General features: G+C 27.2%; 19 protein-coding genes, 1 riboswitch and 1 other annotated feature. Of the genes, 2 read left to right on the top strand and 17 right to left on the bottom strand.

Translation table 11 applies throughout. The features are described 5' to 3' along the window. Positions 1 to 35: 35 nt before the first annotated feature. The 8 genes from Q0G30_RS00560 to Q0G30_RS00525 form a co-directional block, all read right to left on the bottom strand. Positions 36 to 1199, bottom strand: a complete 1164-nt coding sequence (locus tag Q0G30_RS00560; protein WP_294385130.1) for an SAM-dependent methyltransferase — start codon at positions 1197 to 1199, stop codon at positions 36 to 38. Positions 1200 to 1598: 399 nt separating this feature from the next. Continuing rightward, positions 1599 to 2642 carry a calcium/proton exchanger gene (cax, locus tag Q0G30_RS00555; protein ID WP_294385127.1) on the bottom strand — a complete coding sequence of 348 codons (1044 nt, stop codon included), beginning with the start codon at positions 2640 to 2642 and terminating at the stop codon, positions 1599 to 1601. A 105-nt stretch (positions 2643 to 2747) separates the two neighbouring features. Next, positions 2748 to 3392, bottom strand: a complete 645-nt coding sequence (locus tag Q0G30_RS00550; RefSeq protein WP_294385124.1) for a pentapeptide repeat-containing protein — start codon at positions 3390 to 3392, stop codon at positions 2748 to 2750. Between the two features lie 140 nt (positions 3393 to 3532). Further along, complete coding sequence (locus tag Q0G30_RS00545) at positions 3533 to 3886, bottom strand: DUF1667 domain-containing protein (protein ID WP_294385122.1); 354 nt, start codon at positions 3884 to 3886, stop codon at positions 3533 to 3535. A gap of 1 nt (position 3887) precedes the next feature. Then, positions 3888 to 5138: an FAD-dependent oxidoreductase gene (locus Q0G30_RS00540; RefSeq protein ID WP_294385120.1), complete on the bottom strand. Its 1251-nt coding sequence runs from the start codon at positions 5136 to 5138 to the stop codon at positions 3888 to 3890. A gap of 17 nt (positions 5139 to 5155) precedes the next feature. Next, complete coding sequence (locus Q0G30_RS00535; protein ID WP_294385117.1) at positions 5156 to 6583, bottom strand: NAD(P)/FAD-dependent oxidoreductase; 1428 nt, start codon at positions 6581 to 6583, stop codon at positions 5156 to 5158. A gap of 148 nt (positions 6584 to 6731) precedes the next feature. Next, positions 6732 to 8225, bottom strand: a complete 1494-nt coding sequence (gene glpK / locus Q0G30_RS00530; protein WP_294385113.1) for a glycerol kinase GlpK — start codon at positions 8223 to 8225, stop codon at positions 6732 to 6734. A gap of 161 nt (positions 8226 to 8386) precedes the next feature. Then, complete coding sequence (locus Q0G30_RS00525) at positions 8387 to 8884, bottom strand: hypothetical protein (RefSeq protein WP_294385111.1); 498 nt, start codon at positions 8882 to 8884, stop codon at positions 8387 to 8389. Between the two features lie 160 nt (positions 8885 to 9044). Between Q0G30_RS00525 and Q0G30_RS00520 the strand changes: the two genes are divergently transcribed. Further along, positions 9045 to 9929, top strand: coding sequence for a phosphatidylglycerol lysyltransferase domain-containing protein (locus Q0G30_RS00520; RefSeq protein ID WP_294385109.1), 885 nt, complete (start codon positions 9045 to 9047; stop codon positions 9927 to 9929). A 39-nt stretch (positions 9930 to 9968) separates the two neighbouring features. Here Q0G30_RS00520 and pheT read toward each other — a convergent pair whose 3' ends face one another. The 6 genes from pheT to ytxC all read right to left on the bottom strand — a co-directional run bounded on the left by pheT (position 9969) and on the right by ytxC (position 17753). Continuing rightward, entirely contained in the window at positions 9969 to 12347 is a 2379-nt protein-coding gene (gene pheT / locus Q0G30_RS00515) for a phenylalanine--tRNA ligase subunit beta (RefSeq protein ID WP_294385107.1), read from the bottom strand. Positions 12348 to 12364: 17 nt separating this feature from the next. Next, on the bottom strand, positions 12365 to 13384 hold the full coding sequence (gene pheS / locus Q0G30_RS00510) for a phenylalanine--tRNA ligase subunit alpha (RefSeq protein WP_294385102.1): 1020 nt from the start codon (positions 13382 to 13384) through the stop codon (positions 12365 to 12367). Between the two features lie 156 nt (positions 13385 to 13540). Beyond that, positions 13541 to 13764 (bottom strand) — a binding site (T-box leader). Positions 13765 to 13830: 66 nt separating this feature from the next. Further along, the gene (locus Q0G30_RS00505; protein ID WP_294385100.1) at positions 13831 to 14607 is read right to left on the bottom strand and encodes an RNA methyltransferase; all 777 of its coding nucleotides are present in this window, start codon (positions 14605 to 14607) and stop codon (positions 13831 to 13833) included. An 11-nt stretch (positions 14608 to 14618) separates the two neighbouring features. Then, on the bottom strand, positions 14619 to 15290 hold the full coding sequence (locus tag Q0G30_RS00500) for a TrkA family potassium uptake protein (protein WP_294385099.1): 672 nt from the start codon (positions 15288 to 15290) through the stop codon (positions 14619 to 14621). Positions 15291 to 15300: 10 nt separating this feature from the next. Beyond that, the gene (locus Q0G30_RS00495; RefSeq protein WP_294385098.1) at positions 15301 to 16647 is read right to left on the bottom strand and encodes a TrkH family potassium uptake protein; all 1347 of its coding nucleotides are present in this window, start codon (positions 16645 to 16647) and stop codon (positions 15301 to 15303) included. A 215-nt stretch (positions 16648 to 16862) separates the two neighbouring features. Further along, positions 16863 to 17753: a putative sporulation protein YtxC gene (ytxC, locus tag Q0G30_RS00490; RefSeq protein ID WP_294385095.1), complete on the bottom strand. Its 891-nt coding sequence runs from the start codon at positions 17751 to 17753 to the stop codon at positions 16863 to 16865. Positions 17754 to 17896: 143 nt separating this feature from the next. Here ytxC and Q0G30_RS00485 point away from each other — a divergent pair, with 143 nt between their 5' ends. Beyond that, on the top strand, positions 17897 to 18598 hold the full coding sequence (locus Q0G30_RS00485) for a DUF6873 family GME fold protein (RefSeq protein ID WP_294385093.1): 702 nt from the start codon (positions 17897 to 17899) through the stop codon (positions 18596 to 18598). A 123-nt stretch (positions 18599 to 18721) separates the two neighbouring features. Here the strand turns inward: Q0G30_RS00485 and hslO are convergent, their stop codons facing one another. The 3 genes from hslO to Q0G30_RS00470 all read right to left on the bottom strand — a co-directional run bounded on the left by hslO (position 18722) and on the right by Q0G30_RS00470 (position 20758). Continuing rightward, the gene (gene hslO / locus Q0G30_RS00480) at positions 18722 to 19612 is read right to left on the bottom strand and encodes an Hsp33 family molecular chaperone HslO (protein WP_294385091.1); all 891 of its coding nucleotides are present in this window, start codon (positions 19610 to 19612) and stop codon (positions 18722 to 18724) included. Between the two features lie 34 nt (positions 19613 to 19646). After that, positions 19647 to 20384, bottom strand: a complete 738-nt coding sequence (locus Q0G30_RS00475) for a class I SAM-dependent methyltransferase (RefSeq protein WP_294385090.1) — start codon at positions 20382 to 20384, stop codon at positions 19647 to 19649. Positions 20385 to 20506: 122 nt separating this feature from the next. Continuing rightward, positions 20507 to 20758: a small, acid-soluble spore protein, alpha/beta type gene (locus tag Q0G30_RS00470; protein WP_294385089.1), complete on the bottom strand. Its 252-nt coding sequence runs from the start codon at positions 20756 to 20758 to the stop codon at positions 20507 to 20509. A 182-nt stretch (positions 20759 to 20940) separates the two neighbouring features. Continuing rightward, positions 20941 to 21114: riboswitch (Lysine riboswitch) on the top strand. Positions 21115 to 21309 lie beyond the last annotated feature (195 nt).

Genomic DNA, 21309 nt, shown 5'->3' with positions numbered 1-21309 from the left:
AAGCAGTAAATGTAAATCTTTACTGCTTTCATTAATTAGATTAAATTATCATTTTTTAATAAACTATATAGCGTTGGATTAAAATTAAATGTTTCAATTAAATTATTAACCTCTTTAAGAGATTTTTCTCTTTTTTCCTTTGATATATTTGATTTTGAGGCTCTAATTAAAATGTTTTTTGGAGAATGTGAAATATCTATAAATTCTAATAGTTGAGTCTTATACCCTGCACATTCTAATAAGTTTGCTCTTACACTATCAGTCATTAAAGCAGCTACTCTTTCTTGAACTATACCGTATTTAGTTAATATTGATAATTCATCAGCTTTCATTTGACTATTAAATTCATGCTGACAACATGGTACAGAGAAAATCATTTTACTATTCCACTTAACAGCATTATATAGTGCATAATCTGTTGCTGTATCACATGCATGTAATGTTATTACCATATCAACCTTGTTATTATATTTAAATCCATTAATATCCCCTAATTCAAAGTGTAAGTTTTCATATTTATATCTTTGAGCTATTTCATTACATTTCTTAATTACATCTTCTTTTAGATCTAAACCTATCATTTTAACATTTATATTCTTTATTTTAACAAAATAATAATATAATACAAATGTTAAATAGGATTTACCGCATCCAAAGTCTAGTATTGTTAACTCTTTATAATTATTCTTTTTAATTTCATCATCAATTATTTCAATAAATCTATTTATTTGTTTGTATTTATCATATTTAGAATTAACAACTTTCCCCTCCTTAGTAAATACACCTAAATCTATAAGAGGCTCAATTATCATACCTTCTTTTAATATATAATTTTTCTCTTTATTATGTCCCTTTTTAACAACCTTGGAATTATCGCTTTTCTTTTTACCTAAAAATACTTTTCCCTTTTTTGATATTTTCATATCATATGTATAATTATCTGACCATGCTGAAAGTTGTTTATAAGCTCCATTTAAGCACTCATATATTTTTTCATTAATACTTTCTACATTTACATTTTCATGAAAAACCTGTTTATCAGTAAATTTTTCTATTTGATAAAATCTACCTTTATTTGTTTCCTTTAGATTAACTGATATCTTATTGTATTTAATTTCTTTATTAATCTTATTACTTATAACAACTTTTATTATTTCATCTTTAAATACTTCATCTAATGCTTTTTTTAATTCTTCCATTTGCATCCACCTTGTTTATATATAATCTCATTTTAATTTATATAATATCATTTTTCTATTATTAATTATATATATTAATTTGAATTATTCAATTTTTTTATATAAAAAATAAATAGCTAGTATATAGCATACACTAGCCATTTATTTTCTAATAATTTTCTTTTATATTTTGAGCCTTTTTCCCTTTTCTATGTTTACATCCACAGTTATTTGCCTTTTTTTCTTTTTCTTGTTGACTTGAACAACAACAGCTATGTTTTTCACTCATAGTATTATTCCTCCTATAAGAAAATACATTATAATGTTATTTCACATTACAAAGTTATTTTACTCATTTATAGATATATAATGCTATGTAATTACAGTACTAATTAGTAGTATTATTATGTGATGTTAACTTTATACTATAAAGAATCCATCTGCAATTATTAAATATACAGCAACTAACTGAGCTCCTTCTAACCAATTGGATTCACCATCACTAGCTACTTTATTAGCTATTAAAACTGAAACAATAAGAGCAATTAATTCAAATTGATTAAATATTATAGTCATAGGTGTAAACATTAAGCTTAAAAACACAAGTACTGGAGCAACAAATAATATTATTTGTAAACTTGAGCCTATTGCAATTTCAATTGAAACATCCATCTTATTTTTTAATGCCATTGTAATTGCAGTAGTATGTTCTGCTGCATTTCCTATAATCGGAATTAATATAATACCTACAAAAGATTCGCTTAAACCTAATTTACTAGTTATTCCTTCTACTCCACCTACTAAAAATTCACTTTCAATTGCAATAAAAATAGTAACTATTATTAATATTATTATAGCTTTTTTTAATGACCATTTTGCCTTTCCTTCTTCTTCGTAATTAACTGCATATAACTCCTTATGAGTAAAGAAAGAAAATACTAAGCTTAATATGTATAGTATAAACATTATAACTGCTACTGCTATACTTAATCCCTCATATTTAGTATTTAACAAATCACTAGAAAAGGTATGAGTAAATACTGCAGGTATAGATAATCCTATAACTGCAAATAGTAACATACTTGATGTTACTTCTACTATATTTCTATTAAATTTTTGACTTTTATGCTTAATACCTCCCATTAACATACTAGCACCTAATACTAATAAAATATTTCCTATTATTGATCCAGCTATTGAAGATTTAACAACTTCAAATAATCCTTCCTTTAATGCAAAAAATGATATTATTAATTCTGTTGCATTTCCGAAGGTTGCATTTAAAAAGCCTCCAATTTTAGGTCCCGAATAAAAAGATATTTCTTCTGTACCTTCTCCCATTAATCCTGCAAGAGGTACAATTGATAAGGCTGCTAAAATAAACATAACTGCTGGGGAAAAGTTCATAAATTTTCCTACTATGCTGATTGGAATAAAAATCAACATGTATTTTAGAATTTTCATATATATCACATCCAATTCATATCAGTATCTGTATTATTTTCCCCATTAAACTAAAATATTATTATAAAAAAATATCTATGATTTTTCATAGATAGTTTTAATAGTTTATTTTATATTTAATCCTAATAATCTACTTAACTCTAAAGCTTGCATTGTTGTTACTGTAGTACCATATATATTAGGGATATCTACATCGATATTTGTAATATCACAAGTAGTAAAATCAATTTTTCCTAGGAATGTTTTACTAAAAAATCCATTAGTTAAATTACAATTTTCAAATACACATTTTTCTAGATTAACTTCTTGTAATGCAACTTCCATCATATTACATTCCACAAAGTTTACATTATTTATTTTACTAAAAGAAAAATTAGAGTATTTTCCTAATATATTTTCAAACAAAGTATTTTTTAAGTTACATTCATCAAATCTTGTTCCAATTAGTTTACAATTTATAAATTGAGTTCTATGTATGCTCCCACCAATAAATGATACATTAGACAAATCACAATTTTTAAATATTGTATCTATTAAATCAATTCTTTCAAAATTACAATCAATAAAAGTTACATTATTAAATATACAGGAATCTATAGTAATACCTATATCATTCTTACTTTCAATATCTGTGTTTTCTATAAGTTTATTTTGTATTTTTTCACTATATATAAATTCATCTCTTATATCTACAATATTTTTAACATCATCAATAAATTTAGGATTTTGTATTTTTATTAACTTAGGCATTAAACTTTCTCCTCGTTTTTATATCATATTATGTATATTATATACTATATTTACCATATGTCATATACTTTTAAATTTAGAATTTAATATCCCAACAAATAAACCCTTAACCTTTTATCTGCTGGGATTATTCTAATTACTTATAATCTATTCATACTCTTAGTTGCAACTAAACCTATACCTGTATTCAAGATATTGCTTATAATAATATCTCCACACTTAATAGGAGCTATAACAGTAATACTATTAATTACTTTCATAACTTCAAAATTTAAATTCTTGGGAATAGCACCATTTGTTTTAACTGGTAATACAGGTAAGAACGCATCTTTAATTTTCACTGTAGAGGTAATTACTCTAACTGGATTAATAACTTCATTTAATCCATATATTTCTCCACGTTTGCATGTATTCCCATAAACCCTTTTATTTTCAGCATCTACAGTTAAATTACATCCCATAGGACAACATATACATATTAATTTTCTCTCCAAATTATTCACCATCCTCTAAAGAAACTACCAAGTCACCTTTTATATTTTCTAAAAAAGATTTATTTATAATTATTTTTTCCATTTCAGAAGGAACTAAATGTTTTCTTTTAAACTCCGCAACTATATTTTTACCTGTTCTTACAATAATCTTTTTATTATTATAAATATTATTCACCCTCATAAATATAATAAGCTTATCTTCTATAGAATTTATATTTAACTTTTGAGGTACAGTATAATTTATACTTTCTCCATTAACTATATTTATATAGTTTTTTGACTTCATTTTTCCCATTAAATATTTAGAAACAGACTTGCCTGCTCTTTTAGCTTCTTCACTAACAAAATCAACTAAATCATGTACATGTAAAACATTGCCACAAGCAAAAATTCCTTCTATTGATGTTTCCATACTTTCATTTACAACTAATCCATTAGTTCTATTATCCTTTTCTATACCAGCTTTACTTGATAATTCATTTTCAGGAATCAACCCAATAGATAATAATAAAGTATCTACATCAAATTCTATTTCAGTTCCTTTAATTGGTTGTCTATCTTTATCAACTTTTGCTATTATAACCTTTTCCAATCTTTCTTTTCCTATTATGTCTATAACGGTGTAAGATAAATATAATGGTATATTATAATCATTTAAACATTGAACTATATTTCTATTTAACCCATTAGAATATGGCATTACTTCAATAACACCCTTAACACTTGCTCCTTCTAAAGTCATTCTTCTAGCCATTATAAGACCAATATCTCCAGATCCTAATATTAATACATTTTTACCTGGCATATACCCTTCCATATTTATATACCTCTGAGCTGCTCCCGCTGTGAATATTCCTGATGGTCTATCTCCAGGTATAGATATTGCCCCTCTGCTTCTTTCTCTACATCCCATTGCGAGAACTATTGATCTTGCTTCTAATGTCATATACCCATCTTTACTGTTAACTGCATGTACAACTTTACGCTTATCTACCTCTAAAACCATTGTATCAAGCTTAACCTCTATATCTGTTGCAGTAACCATATCAATAAACCTTTCAGCATACTCTGGTCCTGTAAGCTCTTCTTTAAATGTATGAAGACCAAATCCATTATGAATACATTGATTTAAAATACCTCCTAACTCCTTATCTCTTTCTATTATCAAAATTTTATCAACTCCCTCTGACTTAGCTTCATATGCTGCAGCTAAACCAGCTGGCCCTCCACCTATTACTATTAAATCATACATACCCTTAGTCCTTCCTCCTATTTAGTCTTTCCATATAATATAATAGAATTGTTTTTTTCTAATACTACTTCTTCCATTTTTATATTTAATTCTCTTGCAATAATTTCTTGAACTCTTGGTCCACAGAATCCCCCTTGACATCTCCCCATCCCTGGTCTACATCTTCTTTTTACACCATCTAATGTTATTTTTCCAAAAGAGTGTTTAATTGCATCTATTATTTCTCCCTCAGTAATTTCTTCACATCTACATATTATTCTTCCATAAGTAGGTTGCTTTTTTATTAACTCATTCTTTTCAGATGATAATAAGTCTGTAAAACGAACATTTGTTCTTGCCCCGGTAAAACTATCATTTTTTATTAATTTCAGCCCAGAATTTAACAGTATTTTAACTACATCTTCAGCTATTGCAGGTGCTGATGATAATCCTGGAGATTTAATTCCTGCTATATCTATAAATCCTCTTACTTGACTATCTTCACCTATTATAAAATCATCTATATCTGAAGTAGCTCTAAGGCCTGAAAAATTTCTTATACTTTCTCTAAAATTAATCTTATTAGTAGTTTTTATTGAAGCCTTTCTTATATAAGACAATCCTTCACTTGTAGTGCTTAATGATTCCTTATCTTCTAAATCTACTGCATTTGGACCAACTAAAAGATTGCCATGTACTGTAGGTGTTACTAATATTCCTTTTCCTAATCTTGATGGGCATTGAAAAATTGTATGATTTACTATGGTTCCTTGACTCTTATCCATTACAAAATATTCGCCCTTTCTAGGAACAATTTTAAATTTTTCTTTACATATCATATTATGAATTTTATCCGCATAAACTCCAGCTGCATTTACAACATATCTACTTTTAATTTCTTTACCATCCTTAGTTTTAATAATAAAATTATTATTCTTAATTATAGAAACTACTTCACTTTCTAAAATTACTTCTCCACCATTTTGATAACCATTTTCCATAAGAGCTATAGTATATTCAAATGGTCCTACTATTCCTGATGTAGGCGCATATAAAGCGCCTATAATGTCTTTAGATATATTAGGTTCAAGTAATAATACTTCATCTCTACTTAATATTTTTAAATTCTTAACACCGTTATTTTTTCCATTGATGAAGAGGGTATTAATAAGATTTAGCTCTTCATTATTAAAAGCTAAAACTAATGATCCTATTCTCTTAAAAGGAACAGATAATTCTTTACAAAGACTTTCAAACATTTCATTACCTTTAACATTATATTTTGCCATTAAACTACCAACTCTTGGATCATAACCTGCATGTATAATTGCTGAATTTGCTTTAGTTGCTCCCATTGCCACATCATTTTCTTTTTCAACTACTGCAATCTTTAAATTATATTTAGTTAACTCTCTAAATATAGATGCACCTATAACCCCAGCTCCAATTATCACCACATCATACATAAAATTCACTCCCTTTTATAAATATATAAAACAAAAAAAATCAAGACAAAAACAAGAAGATTTAATCCTCTGTTTTTTGTCTTGACCTAAACTATTACACTTCTATTAATTTTATTTATATTATAATCCTTTTATGATTATTTGCTAATTATTCATCCCAATGTTGAGCTCTACTAACAGCCTTTTTCCATCCATTATATAACTTTTCTCTCTCTTCAACTTCCATATTAGGATTATAATTTTCACCTCCATACCAATTTTCTGATATTTCTTCAATAGTATTAAAATATCCCACCGCTAATCCTGCTAAATATGCAGCACCAAGGGCTGTAGTTTCTGTTATTATAGGCTTACATACCTCAATATTAGTTATATCTGATTGAAACTGCATTAACAACTTATTTTTACTAGCTCCACCATCAACTTTTAAAGTATTAATCTTAAATCCGGCATCCTCTTCCATTGCATTTATTAAATCTCTAACTTGATAAGCAATAGACTCAAGAGCTGCCCTAATTATATGATTCTTATTTGAACCTCTAGTTAATCCAAAAATAGATCCTCTTGCATACATATCCCAATAGGGAGCTCCAAGTCCTACAAATGCTGGAACTACATAAACTCCACCATTATTTTTTACCTTTTTAGCGAAATATTCAGAATCCTGGGCATCAGCTAACATTCCCATCTCATCTCTAAGCCACTGAATTATGGCACCTCCCATAAAAACCGAGCCTTCTAAAGCATAATTTACCTTACCATTTAATCCTATTGCTATAGTAGTTAAAAGGCCATTTTTACTTTCTACTAGCTCTTCCCCGGTATTCATCAACAAGAAACATCCTGTTCCATATGTATTTTTAGCATCCCCTTTATTAAAAGCTGCTTGACCAAAAAGAGCCGCTTGTTGATCTCCTGCTATTCCAGCTATAGGTACCTTAATATTATCCTCTCCACCTAAATTAACATATCCATATATTTCTGAAGAACTTCTTACTTCAGGTAACATAGACATTGGAATATTAAGCTTATCCAATATTTTTTTATCCCATTTTAACTCCTTAATATTAAAAAGCATAGTTCTTGAAGCATTAGTATAATCGGTTACATGAACTCTGCCATTTGTAAGTTTCCAAAGTAGCCAAGTATCAACAGTTCCAAAAAGCAATTGACCTTTTTCTGCTTTTGCTCTAGCACCCTCTACATTATCTAATATCCATTTAACCTTTGTTGCTGAAAAATATGCATCTATTAATAATCCTGTATTTTCTTTAATATATTTATCAAATCCATCACTCTTTAATTTTTCACAAATATCTGCAGTTCGTCTACATTGCCAAACTATAGCATTATATATAGGTTCGCCAGTTTGTTTGTCCCAAACTATTGCAGTTTCTCTCTGATTAGTTATTCCTATTGCTGCGATCTGTTCTGGTGTTATATTAGTTTTAGCTAAAACCTCTTGTAAAACACCATATTGCGATGCCCAAATTTCCATTGGATCATGTTCAACCCACCCCTCTTTAGGATATATTTGATTAAATTCCTTTTGAGCCATTCCATATATATTTTGTTCTTTATCAAATATTATTGCTCTTGAACTTGTAGTACCTTGATCTAAAGCTAAAACGTATCTTTCCATACCCTTACCTCCTAAGTAAATGCTAATACTGATAATAATAGCATATTTTTATTTTTCTATAAAGTTTTATTAAATATAACTTTATAATACTAAAGACTATATTATTTTATTTTACTTTAACTTAAAGTCTTTCAAATAAATTAATATAGCCTCTTATAATCTTATTTTTTTAAGTTATCTATATTTTTTAAATTACTTAAATTTATATCTAATATATTAATTCTAAATTCAAAACATCCGTTACTAGTATTTAATGTACTAATGTCTAATTTTTCTAATTTAATTCCATATGTGTCAGTACAATAAACTTGAACTATCTTTTCAATATCAATTGTTAACACTTTATTCTTTAAATTCATACCTTCAATATCATTTATAGATTTAGTTAAAAGTGCTATAGAACCTTTAACTAATGGATTGGAAGAACTCTTATTAGAAATTTGGAAACTATTAATATCGATATAAATTATATTATTCTTAAAGCTAGATATTGTCATTGAAGTATCAAAGTCAATATTTAATCCAACTAACTTGTACACTCCACTAATATTAATTGTATTTCCTAAATCTATTTTTTTTATTATTGTTTTATCCTGTAAAGTAATTAGATTTAATATATCATCTTTTGATAAATTTAATACTAAATTCTTTAATTTCATTTATTTTATCCCTCTAAATAATAAAATTTATTCATAAAATTATATTCTTTAGTTAAAATTTAATTCCTACATTTTTACAATATATATTTACACATCTTTATAAGATAAAAATAAACTATTATATATACCTTTTCTTTTTAAACAATAAGGGGATGATACATTGGAAAACTTTAAAGACTTGACTCTAAATGATAAAGATTTATTTACTAGTTATTTAAGGAATTTTTACAATAAATCTTATGAATACTCCTTTACTGCTCTATATTTATGGCGAGATTTATGTAAAACTAAATACTCTATAATAAATAACTGCTTAATAATAAAAAAAGAAACTAATTATGGGACATTTTTTATGATGCCAATAGGCTATAAAACTTCAACACTTCAAAATCTAATTCTTAAATTAAAAGACTTATCTACTAATGATAATATCTATTTATTAGGAGATATAGAAGATAGTTTTATTTATGATTTAAAAGCATTTACTAATTTACCTTTTAAAATCATTGAAAATAGAGATACATTCGAATATATATATTTAACCAATGATTTATTAAATTTAGAAGGTAAAAAATATCATCAGAAAAAAAATCATTATAATGCTTTTATAAAATCCTATAATTACACAATTACTTCTATTGATAATAAGGAAAAAATAAATGATTGCTTAGAGCTACTATCAAACTGGCATTCAAAAAAAGCTTCTCTATGTAATGAACTTCAAATAGAAACTAAGGAAATAACTGACTTACTCTATAACCTTAAATATCTAAATTTGTATTCTATCGCTGTTTATGTTGAAAATTCCTTAGTTGGATTTTCAATTGGTGAAATTTTAAAAGATACTGCTATAATTCACATTGAAAGATGTAATATTGATTATAAAGGAGTCTATGCATTTATAAATAGAGAGTTTATAAAAAAATATTTTTCAAAAACAATCTATATAAATAGACAAGAAGATTGTGGTTGTATAGGTTTAAGAAAATCTAAACTTTCGTATAAACCATTATATTTATTAAAAAAATCTTTAATAATAATTTAAAAGGAAGCTGATATTTTCAGCTTCCTAAATATATATTAATTATCTTAAAACAGCTCCTAATTTGTGCTCTAAAGCTTTAAGAATTTTATCATGAACTTTAGATATATCTTTATCTTCTAAAGTTTTCTTTTCATCTCTATATGCAATTGCATAAGCTATTGATTTCTTTCCTTCTGGTATTTGAGCACCTTTGTATATATCAAATAACTGAACCTTTTCTACTAAGTTTCCACCAGCTTTTCTTATTGTTTCTTCTATTTCGGCAACTAATATAGAATCATCGCAAAGTAAGGCAATATCTCTAGTTACAGCTGGGAACTTTGGTAATGGTTTATAAGTTTTTACTGTAGTTGAAGCTTCAAATAAAGCATCTAAATCTAATTCAGCTACATAGCAATCTACATCTATTCCATAGTTTTCTATTACATCTGGATGAACTTCTCCAAATACTCCAGCTTTCTTATTTCTTACCATAAGAGCAGCTGTTTTTCCTGGATGATAGCTTGGGTTTTCACTTTCTCTAATATATTTAGCCTTAGCTATTCCTAATCCATCAATTATATTTTCAACTATTCCTTTAAGATCTAAGTAATCGCAATCACCATAAATACCTATAGTTAAAACATTCTTCTCAGTAGGTAATTGTTTTTCATCTTCATTTGGTAAATATACTCTACCAATCTCAAATAATCTTACATAGTCGTTATTTCTTGAATAATTTCTTCCTAAGGATTCCATCATTGAAGGTAATGTAGTTGTTCTCATTACACTATAATCTTCTCCTAGTGGATTCTTTATTTTAACAACATTTCTAAGTTCACTATCTGCTGGTATGTTAACTTTATCAAATACCTTAGGAGATACAAATGAGTAACTAATAGATTGGTTAACACCGCTACCTACCATTATTTCTATAACTTTATCAGTTAATAATTCATTTTTATATTTTGGTTCTCTTTCTGTTGAAACCTTAAATATAGTAGTAGGAATCTTATCATATCCATAAATTCTAGCAATTTCTTCTGCTATATCTTCCTTTATAGCAATATCTATTCTAAATGTTGGAATAGTTATATTTAAATCATCACCATTTAATTCAGTTTTTAAATCTAATGAATCTAAAGCTTCCTTCATTTCTTCCTTAGATATATCTGTTCCTAAGAATTTATTTATCCATGTAGAGTTTACAGTTATAGAACCTTCTTCTTTTATAGAATTATAAACATCGATAGTTCCTTCCATAACTTCACCGCAACCTAATTCACATATTAATGCACAAGCTCTATCTATTGCAAGTTTAGCTAAATTTGGATCTATATCTTTATCAAATCTTGAAGAACTTTCTGATCTTAAGTTTAACTTTTTAGAGCTAACTCTTATATTAGTTCCTTCAAAGTTTGCAGATTCAAATATTACTTCTGTAGTATCATCTTGAATTTCAGAATTTAATCCACCCATTATTCCAGCTATAGCTACAGACTTAGAACCATCTTTTATCATTAAGATACTTGAATCTAATTCTCTTTCTATTTCATCTAAAGTTGTAAACTTTTCTCCATCTTGAGCTCTTTCAACAACTATAGTCTTACTTTCTATTTGTCTTGCATCAAAAGCGTGCATTGGTTGACCTAGTTCTAACATAACAAAGTTAGTTATATCAACTATATTATTTATAGGTCTAACTCCTGCTTCTAAAAGTCTTTCTTGCATCCATCCTGGTGATTGCTCAACCTTAACATTTTTAACACCTTTAGCCATGTATCTTCTACATAACTCATCTTTAATCTCAACTTTTAATTCATGATTAATATTAGCAGAGCATTTAGTTACGTAATTAAAGTTTGGCATCTTGTAAGATGTTCTTAAAGTTGCAGCTGTTTCTCTAGCCATTCCTACCATGCTTAAACAATCTGGTCTATTAGATGTTATTTCAAAATCTAATATTGCCTTATTTAATCCTAAGTATTCTTTAATATCCATTCCTAATGGAGCATCAGCCGGTAAAATCATTAAGCCATGTACTGGTTCATCTCCAGCAATTCCAAGTTCTTCTTCAGAACAGAACATACCATTAGATACTACACCTCTCATTTTACCCTTCTTAATTTCAGTCCCATCAGCTAAAATAGACTTATGAAGAGCAACTGGTACTATATCTTGTTCTTTCATATTAGTTGCAGCTGTAACTATTTGGATTTCTTCTTCTTGACCTATATTAACTTGACAAACATTTAATCTATCTGCATCTGGATGCTTTTCTATTTTTGTAATTTTACCAGTAACAACATTTTTTATATTATCACCTTGTATAATAACCTCTTCTAGCGCTGATCCTGAAAGAGTTAATTTATCTCCTAATGTATGTGGATCTACGTTTACTTCAGCGTAGTCCTTTAGCCAATTATATGGTACTTTCATCTTACTTTACCTCCTAATTAAAATTGATTTAAAAATCTCATATCACTTTCGTATAATGCTCTTATATCATCAATACCATACTTAAGCATAACCATTCTATCTACACCAAATCCAAAAGCAAATCCGCTATAAACTTCTGGATCAATTCCACAATTTCTTAAAACATTAGGGTGAACCATTCCACATCCTAATATTTCAATCCAACCGCTTCCTTTACATACTCTACAACCTTTTCCTTCACAAACGAAGCAAGTTGCATCCATTTCAGCTGAAGGTTCAGTAAATGGGAAGTGGTGTGGTCTAAACTTAGTTACAACCTTATCCCCAAACATTTTTTTAGCAAATAACTCTAATGTTCCTTTTAAATCTGCAAAAGTAACTCCCTTGTCAATTACTAATCCTTCCATTTGATAGAATATTGGTGAATGTGTAGCATCTACAGCATCTGATCTATAAACCTTACCTGGAGATATCATCTTTATTGGAGGTTCTTGATTTTCCATTGTTCTAATTTGAATTGGAGAAGTTTGAGTTCTTAAAACTATATTATCATTTATATAGAAAGTATCTTGCTCACTTCTTGCTGGATGATCCTTAGGTATATTTAAAGCTTCAAAATTATAATGATCTAATTCAACCTCAGGACCATCTTCTACTGTGAATCCCATTGAAATAAATATCTCTTTCATGCTTTCTAGTGTTAAATCTAAAGGATGTCTCTTACCAATAACATTTCTTTTACCAGGAAGAGATATATCTATAACTTCACTTGCAAGTTTAGCATTTTTTTCTATTTCCTTTATTTTCTTAATAGCTTCCTCTAATTTCTCTTCAACTTCGCTTTTTGCTTCATTAACTAGCTTCCCAACTACTGGTCTTTCTTCTGGACTTAATGATCCCATTCCTCTTAATATTGTAGTAAGTTCACCTTTTTTTCCAAGATATTTTACTCTTATTTCTTCTAATGCTCCACTGTTTTCTGCAGCAGATATTTCATTAAAAGCAGCTTCTTTAATTGCTAATAATTTTTCTTGCATTTTTGTTCTCCCTTCTTATTAATTCTTAATTTTAATGGGGCTATTTCATCTGATATTAAAGATACACCAATTATAATATAACAACCTTTCCCAATCATTCATTAACATGTAAGTATCCTTTTGAAATTTGGTATAAAAAAAGGATATTCAGCCCCACAAAGGGACGGAATATCCGCGTTACCACCCTAATTGATATTCTATATAATAATAAAATACCCATCTTAATTAAATAACGGCTTTAACCGCTAACTACTACTATAATTTCACAGTTAGGACTCCTGAGGGAACTTCAATATAACTTTATATAAAAAGACTTCCAGTCTAAGGCCTTTTCTCCCTGTATACTCCACTATATCTACTTTCTCATTCACTGTCTTTCAATATTTATTTACAATTTATTATACAAATAACCAATATTTTTTTCAATACCTTATTTTAAATTTATTTTATAATAAACTTTGTCTTACTTTCTCGAATAATATTATAGAAGTTGCAACACCTACATTTAATGATTCTGCTCCACCAGGCATAGGAATTTTTACCTTTTTATCTGCAAGTTCAAAAATCTCTTTACTTATACCATTTCCTTCATTTCCAACAGATAATATAACCTTTCCTTTTAAATCTTCATCAAAAAAATTCTTTGACTCATCTAAAGATGTAGCTACTAAACTAAACCCTTCACCTTTTAACCTTTTTAATAAACTTAAATCATTATCATAAATTATTGGTATATAAAATATAGATCCCATTGTTGATCTAATTGTTTTATCATTATATATATCAACTGTACCTTTTGTTAAAATAATTGCATTTACTCCAGCTGCATGAGCCGTTCTAATGATAGTTCCTAAATTTCCTGGGTCCTGAACTTTATCACATAGCAAATAAAAATCTCCATTCATATCACTTATTGAATTATTTATATTAGCTATTGCAACTATTCCTTGAGTATTTTCCGTTGAAGATAATTGAGAAAATAATTCATTTTTCATTTCATATATTTTAATGTTATCCATATATTCATTTAGATAATCTTCTACTTTCTCTTTTCCACTTTCATTTACTATTATATAATCTATATTACAATTTGCTTTAAATGCTTCTTGAACTAATCTAAAACCTTCTATAATATATTTATTTTCCTTTGTTCTATGCTTTCTCTCCTTTAACTTCTTTGTATATTTAAATAATGTGTTGTCTTTACTTTCAATGACTATCAAATTTTCACCTCTTATTTTTTTCTAATTAAAATATCTTCTAAATTACTTAAATCATCAGCAGATCCAATAGCAACTATAATATCGTCCTCAGACAATATATCCTCAGCCTTTGGAGAAATATCTATATCTTCTCCTCTTTTTATTGCCATAATATTAATTCCATAACTACTTCTTAATTTAAGCTCTTTTAATGTTTTACCATTCCATTCGTTAAGTACCCTTAGCTCCATAATACTATAATCAGGAGATAATTCAATAAAGTCTAAAATACTAGCTGAAACTAGATTGTGAGCTACTCTTACTCCCATATCTTTTTCAGGTAATACAACTCTATCTGCACCTATTTTATATAATACCTTTGCATGTAAGTCACTTTGACCTTTTGCAATTATATACTTAACTCCTAACTCCTTAACTAATAAAGTTATCATTACACTTGCTTGTATATTAGATCCAATAGTAACTACAGCAACATCAAAATTTCTTAACCCTAAAGTTTTTAATGCACTTTCATCAGTTGCATCCATTTGGACTGCATGAGTTACAGAATCTGAGATTTCTTGTACAGAATCTTCATCCATATCAATTGCTAAAACATCATGACCTAAAGAGTATAAAGTCTTTGCAACTGATTCTCCAAATCTACCTAATCCAATAACTACAAACTGTTTATTATTTGCCATGCTTATTCCCCTAACCTATCAAAATTTTTCCTTCTGGATATTTAATACCTGTATTTCTTTTCTTTCTTGTTATAGATAATACTACAGTTAATGGACCAACTCTTCCTAAATACATCATAAAAATTATTAATACTTTTCCTATATTACTTAATTCAGAAGTTAGACCTAATGTTAATCCTGCAGTTCCGAAAGCCGATACAGTTTCGTAAAATAATGCTATAAAACTTACTCCTTTTTCCGTATAAGATAATAACATAGTCACTACTATTACTAAACTTAATCCAATAAATATTAATGTAAATGCTTTATACACTAAATCCTTACTAAATCTTCTTTTAAATACCTCTGCATCTTCTCTTCCTTGAATTACACATACTATAGTTACAATTAAAATTCCTATAGTAGTTGTCTTTATTCCACCAGCAGTTGATCCTGGTGAACCACCAATAAACATTAAAATTATAGTTAAAAACTTTCCAGCTGTAGTCATACCATCTGTAGGAATACTATTAAATCCAGCTGTTCTTGGTGTAACTGATGCAAAAAATGAATTCATAACCTTATCAATAAAAGACATATCTGCTATAGTGTTAATATTATTATTTTCAAATAAAAACATCAATAAAGTTCCACCTACTACTAACACTACAGTCATTAATATTACCATTTTTGAATGAAGAGAAACCTTTCTTAAACTTTTACTGCTATATAATTCACTCCATACAGTAAATCCTAATCCACCAATTATAATTAATGCTGACGCTACCAGTATTACAACTGCATTAGAATTATAAGATGTTAAACTATTAAATTTGCCTAGAATATCAAATCCTGCATTACAGAATGCAGATATAGAATGAAATATACTATAAAATATTCCTTTTCCTAATCCATATTCTGGAACAAATTGAGTAGAAAACAATAATGCGCCAAAAAACTGAACAGAAACTGTAAATATTAATACATATCGCACCATTTTAACTAATCCCTGTATATTAAATGTGTTCATAGCATCTTGTAATATTAATCTTTCCCTTAAGGTAATCTTTTTCCCTAAAATAATAGCAATTAATGTTGTAAAAGACATAAATCCTAACCCACCAATTTCTATTAATATCATTATAACCGTTTGTCCAAATGCATTCCAATACGTACCTGTGTCTACTACTATTAACCCAGTAACACAAACAGCTGATGTAGCAGTAAATAACGCATCTAAAAAGTTAGTACTTTCTCCTTTAGTTGTAGAGATAGGCAAAGTTAAGATTAATGCCCCTACTAATATTACTCCTAAGAATCCTAACGCTAAAATTTGAACTCCTCTAAGTTTAACATTCTTTTTAAAGTTCCAATTCATTGCATCACCTCCTAATTACAATAACTCTTATACTATTTTGTTCTTTTTCCCGTTTTTTATTATAATGAAGTTCACCATGTATTTTACCATCTTTACATCTATTTTCATAGATATTCCATATTAAAATGTAAAAATTCCAATATATCATATTAAATTATAAAAGGGTTGTTTATAATTTATAACAACCCTAATTTTTTCAAATTTATTATATTTATTTAAATTTTAATTTTAGATTGTATGCAATTTTCACAACCTGCACAATAAAAAACCCTATCACCAAATACATTAACTATAGTTTCGATAAATTCTGTATTTATGCAATTTTCTTTGTGATGTATTATTATTTGCTTTGGTGCATTGGTTATCAATCCACTTATTATTATATCTTCTATCTTAGCTTCAGTATCTATTCTACACTCTGATAATTCCTTCATAAATTCCTCAAAAACGTCATTCCCATAACCATCTTTTAATACATAGCCTCCACCTTCGTGAATATAAATATTAATTTTTTCTATTTTACTTTCTTGAATATCAACAAAATACTTTAATAACTTTACAAATTCTTTATACTCTTTTTCAACCATATATTCTTCTACAACTTTATCAACAATATCTTCTATATCTTCTGTAAGCTCCTTCATTCTAAAGGTTATAAATCCCTTTATGTTTATTTCTTCATTTTCTTCTAAACAAGTTTTTATTTTCTCTATTATAGAATTTATTTTACCTATACAATATATCATTTTTTCATTTTTTAAATTTTCTTCACTTCTTAGAACCTTCATAATCATATCTTCTACTTCTATTATTTCATCTTGTTTTAAAAAGAAATAAGTTTCAGTTAAAAAATTAAAAAGTTCTTTTTTCCTATATTTTTCGATTACTATATTATATAAAATATTGCTTATATATAAATATATCATTTTTCTAACTTTTTCATTATAACAATCTTTTTCGCACATAATTTTTATTAAATGTGAATCACCCTCACCGCTCTCTACAAGACCAATAGTGATATTTTTTTTCTTTAACAACTCTCTAAGCTCTTGTAATTCATTTACTAAGTCTAAATCATTATTATGCACTAATCTTATCACAAGCATGGATTTCACTCCTTTCTTAATATTAGTATGTATTAATTTTTTTTCTATATACTAATCTTACTGTACACTTATTAATAAAATATTGATTTTTTTATGAATATTTTATATGTTAGAAGAAATATATTTAAAAGAGGAGAAAATTAATGATATGTTTTATTGATTATAGAACCAGTAAAAGTGAAATAAATTCGCTAAAAAAACTAAATTATGAAATAATAAAAATCCCCAAGGATAGCAATCTATATGAAGCAATAAATGGTCATACAGATATTCAGTTAAATATACTTAATAATCATAGTAAGACTGTAATTATTAATAAGAACATAGATTTATCCTTTAAAAAACTTTTAAAAGAAAAAAATATAAATTTTATAGAAAGTGATAGCACTCTATCATCTAAATATCCTAATAATATATCTCTGAATGCATATATTACTGATAATTACTTAATACATAATTTAGATTTTACTGATAAAAAAATTTTAGATTACTGTAAAAACAAAAAAACTATAAATGTAAAACAAGGTTACACTAAATGCTCTATATTACCAGTAAAAGAAAATGCAATTATAACTAATGATAAAGGCATATATGATACATTAAAAAATGAAAACTTTGACATTTTACTATTACCTTTCGGTGACATAGAATTAAGTGGTTTTAATTATGGCTTTATCGGTGGTGTTGGTGGCATGATTTCAGATAATTCTATGGCTTTTTTTGGTTCACTAGATAACTATATTTTTGGTAATGAAGTGAAAAAATTTTTGTATAAATATGATGTTAAACCAATATATCTTAATAATACAAAACTAATAGATAGAGGGAGTTTACTTGTTTTGTAATCCCTTATATCATACGTATCCATCAAGTAATTGTTGATTAGTATTTATATTTTTCTTCAAATATTAAGCTATAAAAATAAAGTAGGCTGTCTTTTAAAGCTAGCCTACTTTATTTTTTATAAATTATTCAGATTTACTTGAATTAGCTAATAATCTTCCTATTTCCTCTGGAGTAAATACATATGTCTTATTACAGAAGTGGCATTTTAACTCTTCATTTTTGCCATCTTCATATATTTCTCTTAAATCCTTTTCTCCTATAGAAATTAAAGCTTTTTCAACTTTTTCTCTTGAACAATTACAAGAGAATTCTGGTTTTATTTCCTCTAATATCTTTAAATCCATATCTCCAAATATATAATCTAGTATATCATCCATACTCTTTCCTTCATTTAACATAGTTGTTAAAGATGGAATTTCTTCTAATCTATAAGTTATAATATCTGCTAAGAATTCATCAGCATCTGGTAACATTTGAATTATAAATCCTCCAGCTACCTTAATTGAATAATCTTTATCTACTAAAACTCCTAATGATACCGCTGATGGAGTTTGTTCAGATACAGTAAAGTAATAAGCTAAATCCTCTGCTATTTCTCCTGAATGTATTGGAACTTGACCTACATAAGGATCCTTCATTCCTAAGTCCTTTATAACCATTAAATTACCATTTTTACCTATATATCCACCAACATCTAATTTACCATTTGAATTTAAAGGCATATCCCCATATGGATTTCCAATATATCCTTTAACTTTAGCTCCTTCATATGCTGTAACAACTACTCCATTAGCGTCTCCACCACCATTAATTCTTAAAGTCATTACTTCATTTGATGATTTTAAAGTAGCTCCTAAAAGAGCACCAGCTGTTAACATTCTTCCAAGTGCTGCAGATGCAACTGGAGTACACTCATGTATTACTCTAGCATCCTCAACTAAATCTGTTGTAATCCCAGCTATTATTCTTACCATTCCATTTTTCGCAACTGCTCTAATAATCTTATCGCTCATATTTTCCTCCAACTATTACTTTTTCTTTATTCTATTACTTTTTCTTTATTAAATATACTATTCTTTCAGTATTTGCTTGTACATAATTTTTAGTATATCCGTCAAACTTTGCTATAACTTCTAAGTTTGCATTTTCCAATTCTTTTTCTAATTCTTGCTCAGTATAAGCCCTTTCTAGATGCTCTTCTTCAAATCTTTCGTAGAGCTCACCCTTCTTAACAAAAAACGTTAAAAACATAGATAGTAAATTATCTTCAAAAACATTTTCCCACGTATAAAAAACTTCTTCTTCACTATATGTATAGATATTATTTCCTAATATCTCTGATAACTTATAATATGAATTAACATCAAAAATAAATAATCCATTTGATTTTAAATGAGTATGTACTCCTTTAAAATAATTTTTAAGGCCATTTAAATCTGTTATATAATTCGTAGAATCTAATACTGATGTTATTAAATCAAATTCCTTATTAAGAGAAAGTTCTGTCATATCTTGGCAAATTATTTTTCCTTTTATTCTTGCTTCCTTAAATTTATCAAAAGCTTCTCTTAACATATCTTCTGATAAATCGACCCCATAAATATTTTTAAAATGCTTAGCTATTCTTATAGTTACATTTCCAGTGCCACAAGCAATATCTAAGTAATCATTTAATTCTATATTATACGAGTTACATATTTCTAAAATACGCTCTACCATTTCATCATAGTTAATATCTTCGTTTATTAACTCATCATATATTTTTGCGAATTCACCATACGCCATGATATTCCCCCTATCCTATTGTAATTCTAAATTAAAAAAATACAAATTAATGTAGTTCTTCCTATACTGAAATAAATTTCTAAGTTTTATAATACTATGTAATAGAATATTAAGTCAATCTATTATTTTCTTCCTAGAATTTGGTCGTTAGTTGGTAGCTTTAACTCTTTTTTTCTTTTAGTCATTATACCACCTATTCGCCCTGTTTCTTCTGCTGTTAATCCTCCCCATCCGTATTCATCGACCTTGTCACTTAATCCTAACTCCTCTGCAATTTCGTATTTAATCTTTTCACGCATTTTTTCTTCAGGTGTAAGTTCCTTGTTAGTCTTTATTTTTGATTTTATTATTTTTTTCAACGGTGTTTTACTCATAAAAATTCCCCCTAGTGAATTTATATAAATATTTTCTCCGATATCTTTATATTTATACCCAAAATACTTTGTTGCACTTTTAATTATCATTCATATAATAAAACTAAGTATATAATATTATTTTATAAATATTCCTTGAAAGTTTGATACATACAAGGTATAATCATAATCATATAGATTTATAAATGGATAGAGGTGCGGTACTTATTAGTATTATTATGGATTAAAGCGTGTTAAAATAATAAGAAAGGACTTATCGCCGAAGTATATAGCCTAAGCTTTACAGCTATATAACTGGGGGTATACATAATATGTATATTTCTGTCACATAATTTATGTGGTGAGCTATCATTTAAGGATTTTTTATATATTTTGATGTATATATACCTTGAGTGATAACTCAAGGTTTTTTTAATATTATATTTAAATTAAACCTTAGAATGTATATACAAATTTAATTAAAAATTTAAATATATTCACATCATATTATAAAACAGAACATTCTATAAATAATTAAATTTATAAAATCTATTTTCTTTAAAGAATAAAAA

It is taken from the genome of uncultured Clostridium sp., from assembly GCF_934754925.1.
Taxonomy (GTDB): Bacteria; Bacillota; Clostridia; order Clostridiales; family Clostridiaceae; genus Clostridium.
Note: the sequence above shows the minus strand (reverse complement) of the source record. Positions and strands in the feature narration are given on the sequence as shown.

Bases quoted from the DNA above. Each gene is read 5' to 3' on its own strand.
- glpK (WP_294385113.1), bottom strand. From the start codon at position 8,225: ATGGAAAGATACGTTTTAGCTTTAGATCAAGGTACTACAAGTTCAAGA.
- Q0G30_RS00540 (WP_294385120.1), bottom strand. From the start codon at position 5,138: ATGTATGATTTAATAGTAATAGGTGGAGGGCCAGCTGGTTTAGCTGCA.
- Q0G30_RS00470 (WP_294385089.1), bottom strand. From the start codon at position 20,758: ATGAGTAAAACACCGTTGAAAAAAATAATAAAATCAAAAATAAAGACT.
- Q0G30_RS00550 (WP_294385124.1), bottom strand. From the start codon at position 3,392: ATGCCTAAGTTAATAAAAATACAAAATCCTAAATTTATTGATGATGTT.
- Q0G30_RS00485 (WP_294385093.1), top strand. From the start codon at position 17,897: ATGATATGTTTTATTGATTATAGAACCAGTAAAAGTGAAATAAATTCG.
- Q0G30_RS00500 (WP_294385099.1), bottom strand. From the start codon at position 15,290: ATGGCAAATAATAAACAGTTTGTAGTTATTGGATTAGGTAGATTTGGA.
- Q0G30_RS00525 (WP_294385111.1), bottom strand. From the start codon at position 8,884: ATGAAATTAAAGAATTTAGTATTAAATTTATCAAAAGATGATATATTA.
- Q0G30_RS00475 (WP_294385090.1), bottom strand. From the start codon at position 20,384: ATGGCGTATGGTGAATTCGCAAAAATATATGATGAGTTAATAAACGAA.
- ytxC (WP_294385095.1), bottom strand. From the start codon at position 17,753: ATGCTTGTGATAAGATTAGTGCATAATAATGATTTAGACTTAGTAAAT.
- Q0G30_RS00560 (WP_294385130.1), bottom strand. From the start codon at position 1,199: ATGGAAGAATTAAAAAAAGCATTAGATGAAGTATTTAAAGATGAAATA.
- pheS (WP_294385102.1), bottom strand. From the start codon at position 13,384: ATGCAAGAAAAATTATTAGCAATTAAAGAAGCTGCTTTTAATGAAATA.
- pheT (WP_294385107.1), bottom strand. From the start codon at position 12,347: ATGAAAGTACCATATAATTGGCTAAAGGACTACGCTGAAGTAAACGTA.
- Q0G30_RS00495 (WP_294385098.1), bottom strand. From the start codon at position 16,647: ATGAATTGGAACTTTAAAAAGAATGTTAAACTTAGAGGAGTTCAAATT.
- Q0G30_RS00535 (WP_294385117.1), bottom strand. From the start codon at position 6,583: ATGTATGATGTGGTGATAATTGGAGCTGGGGTTATAGGTGCATCTATA.
- hslO (WP_294385091.1), bottom strand. From the start codon at position 19,612: ATGAGCGATAAGATTATTAGAGCAGTTGCGAAAAATGGAATGGTAAGA.
- cax (WP_294385127.1), bottom strand. From the start codon at position 2,642: ATGAAAATTCTAAAATACATGTTGATTTTTATTCCAATCAGCATAGTA.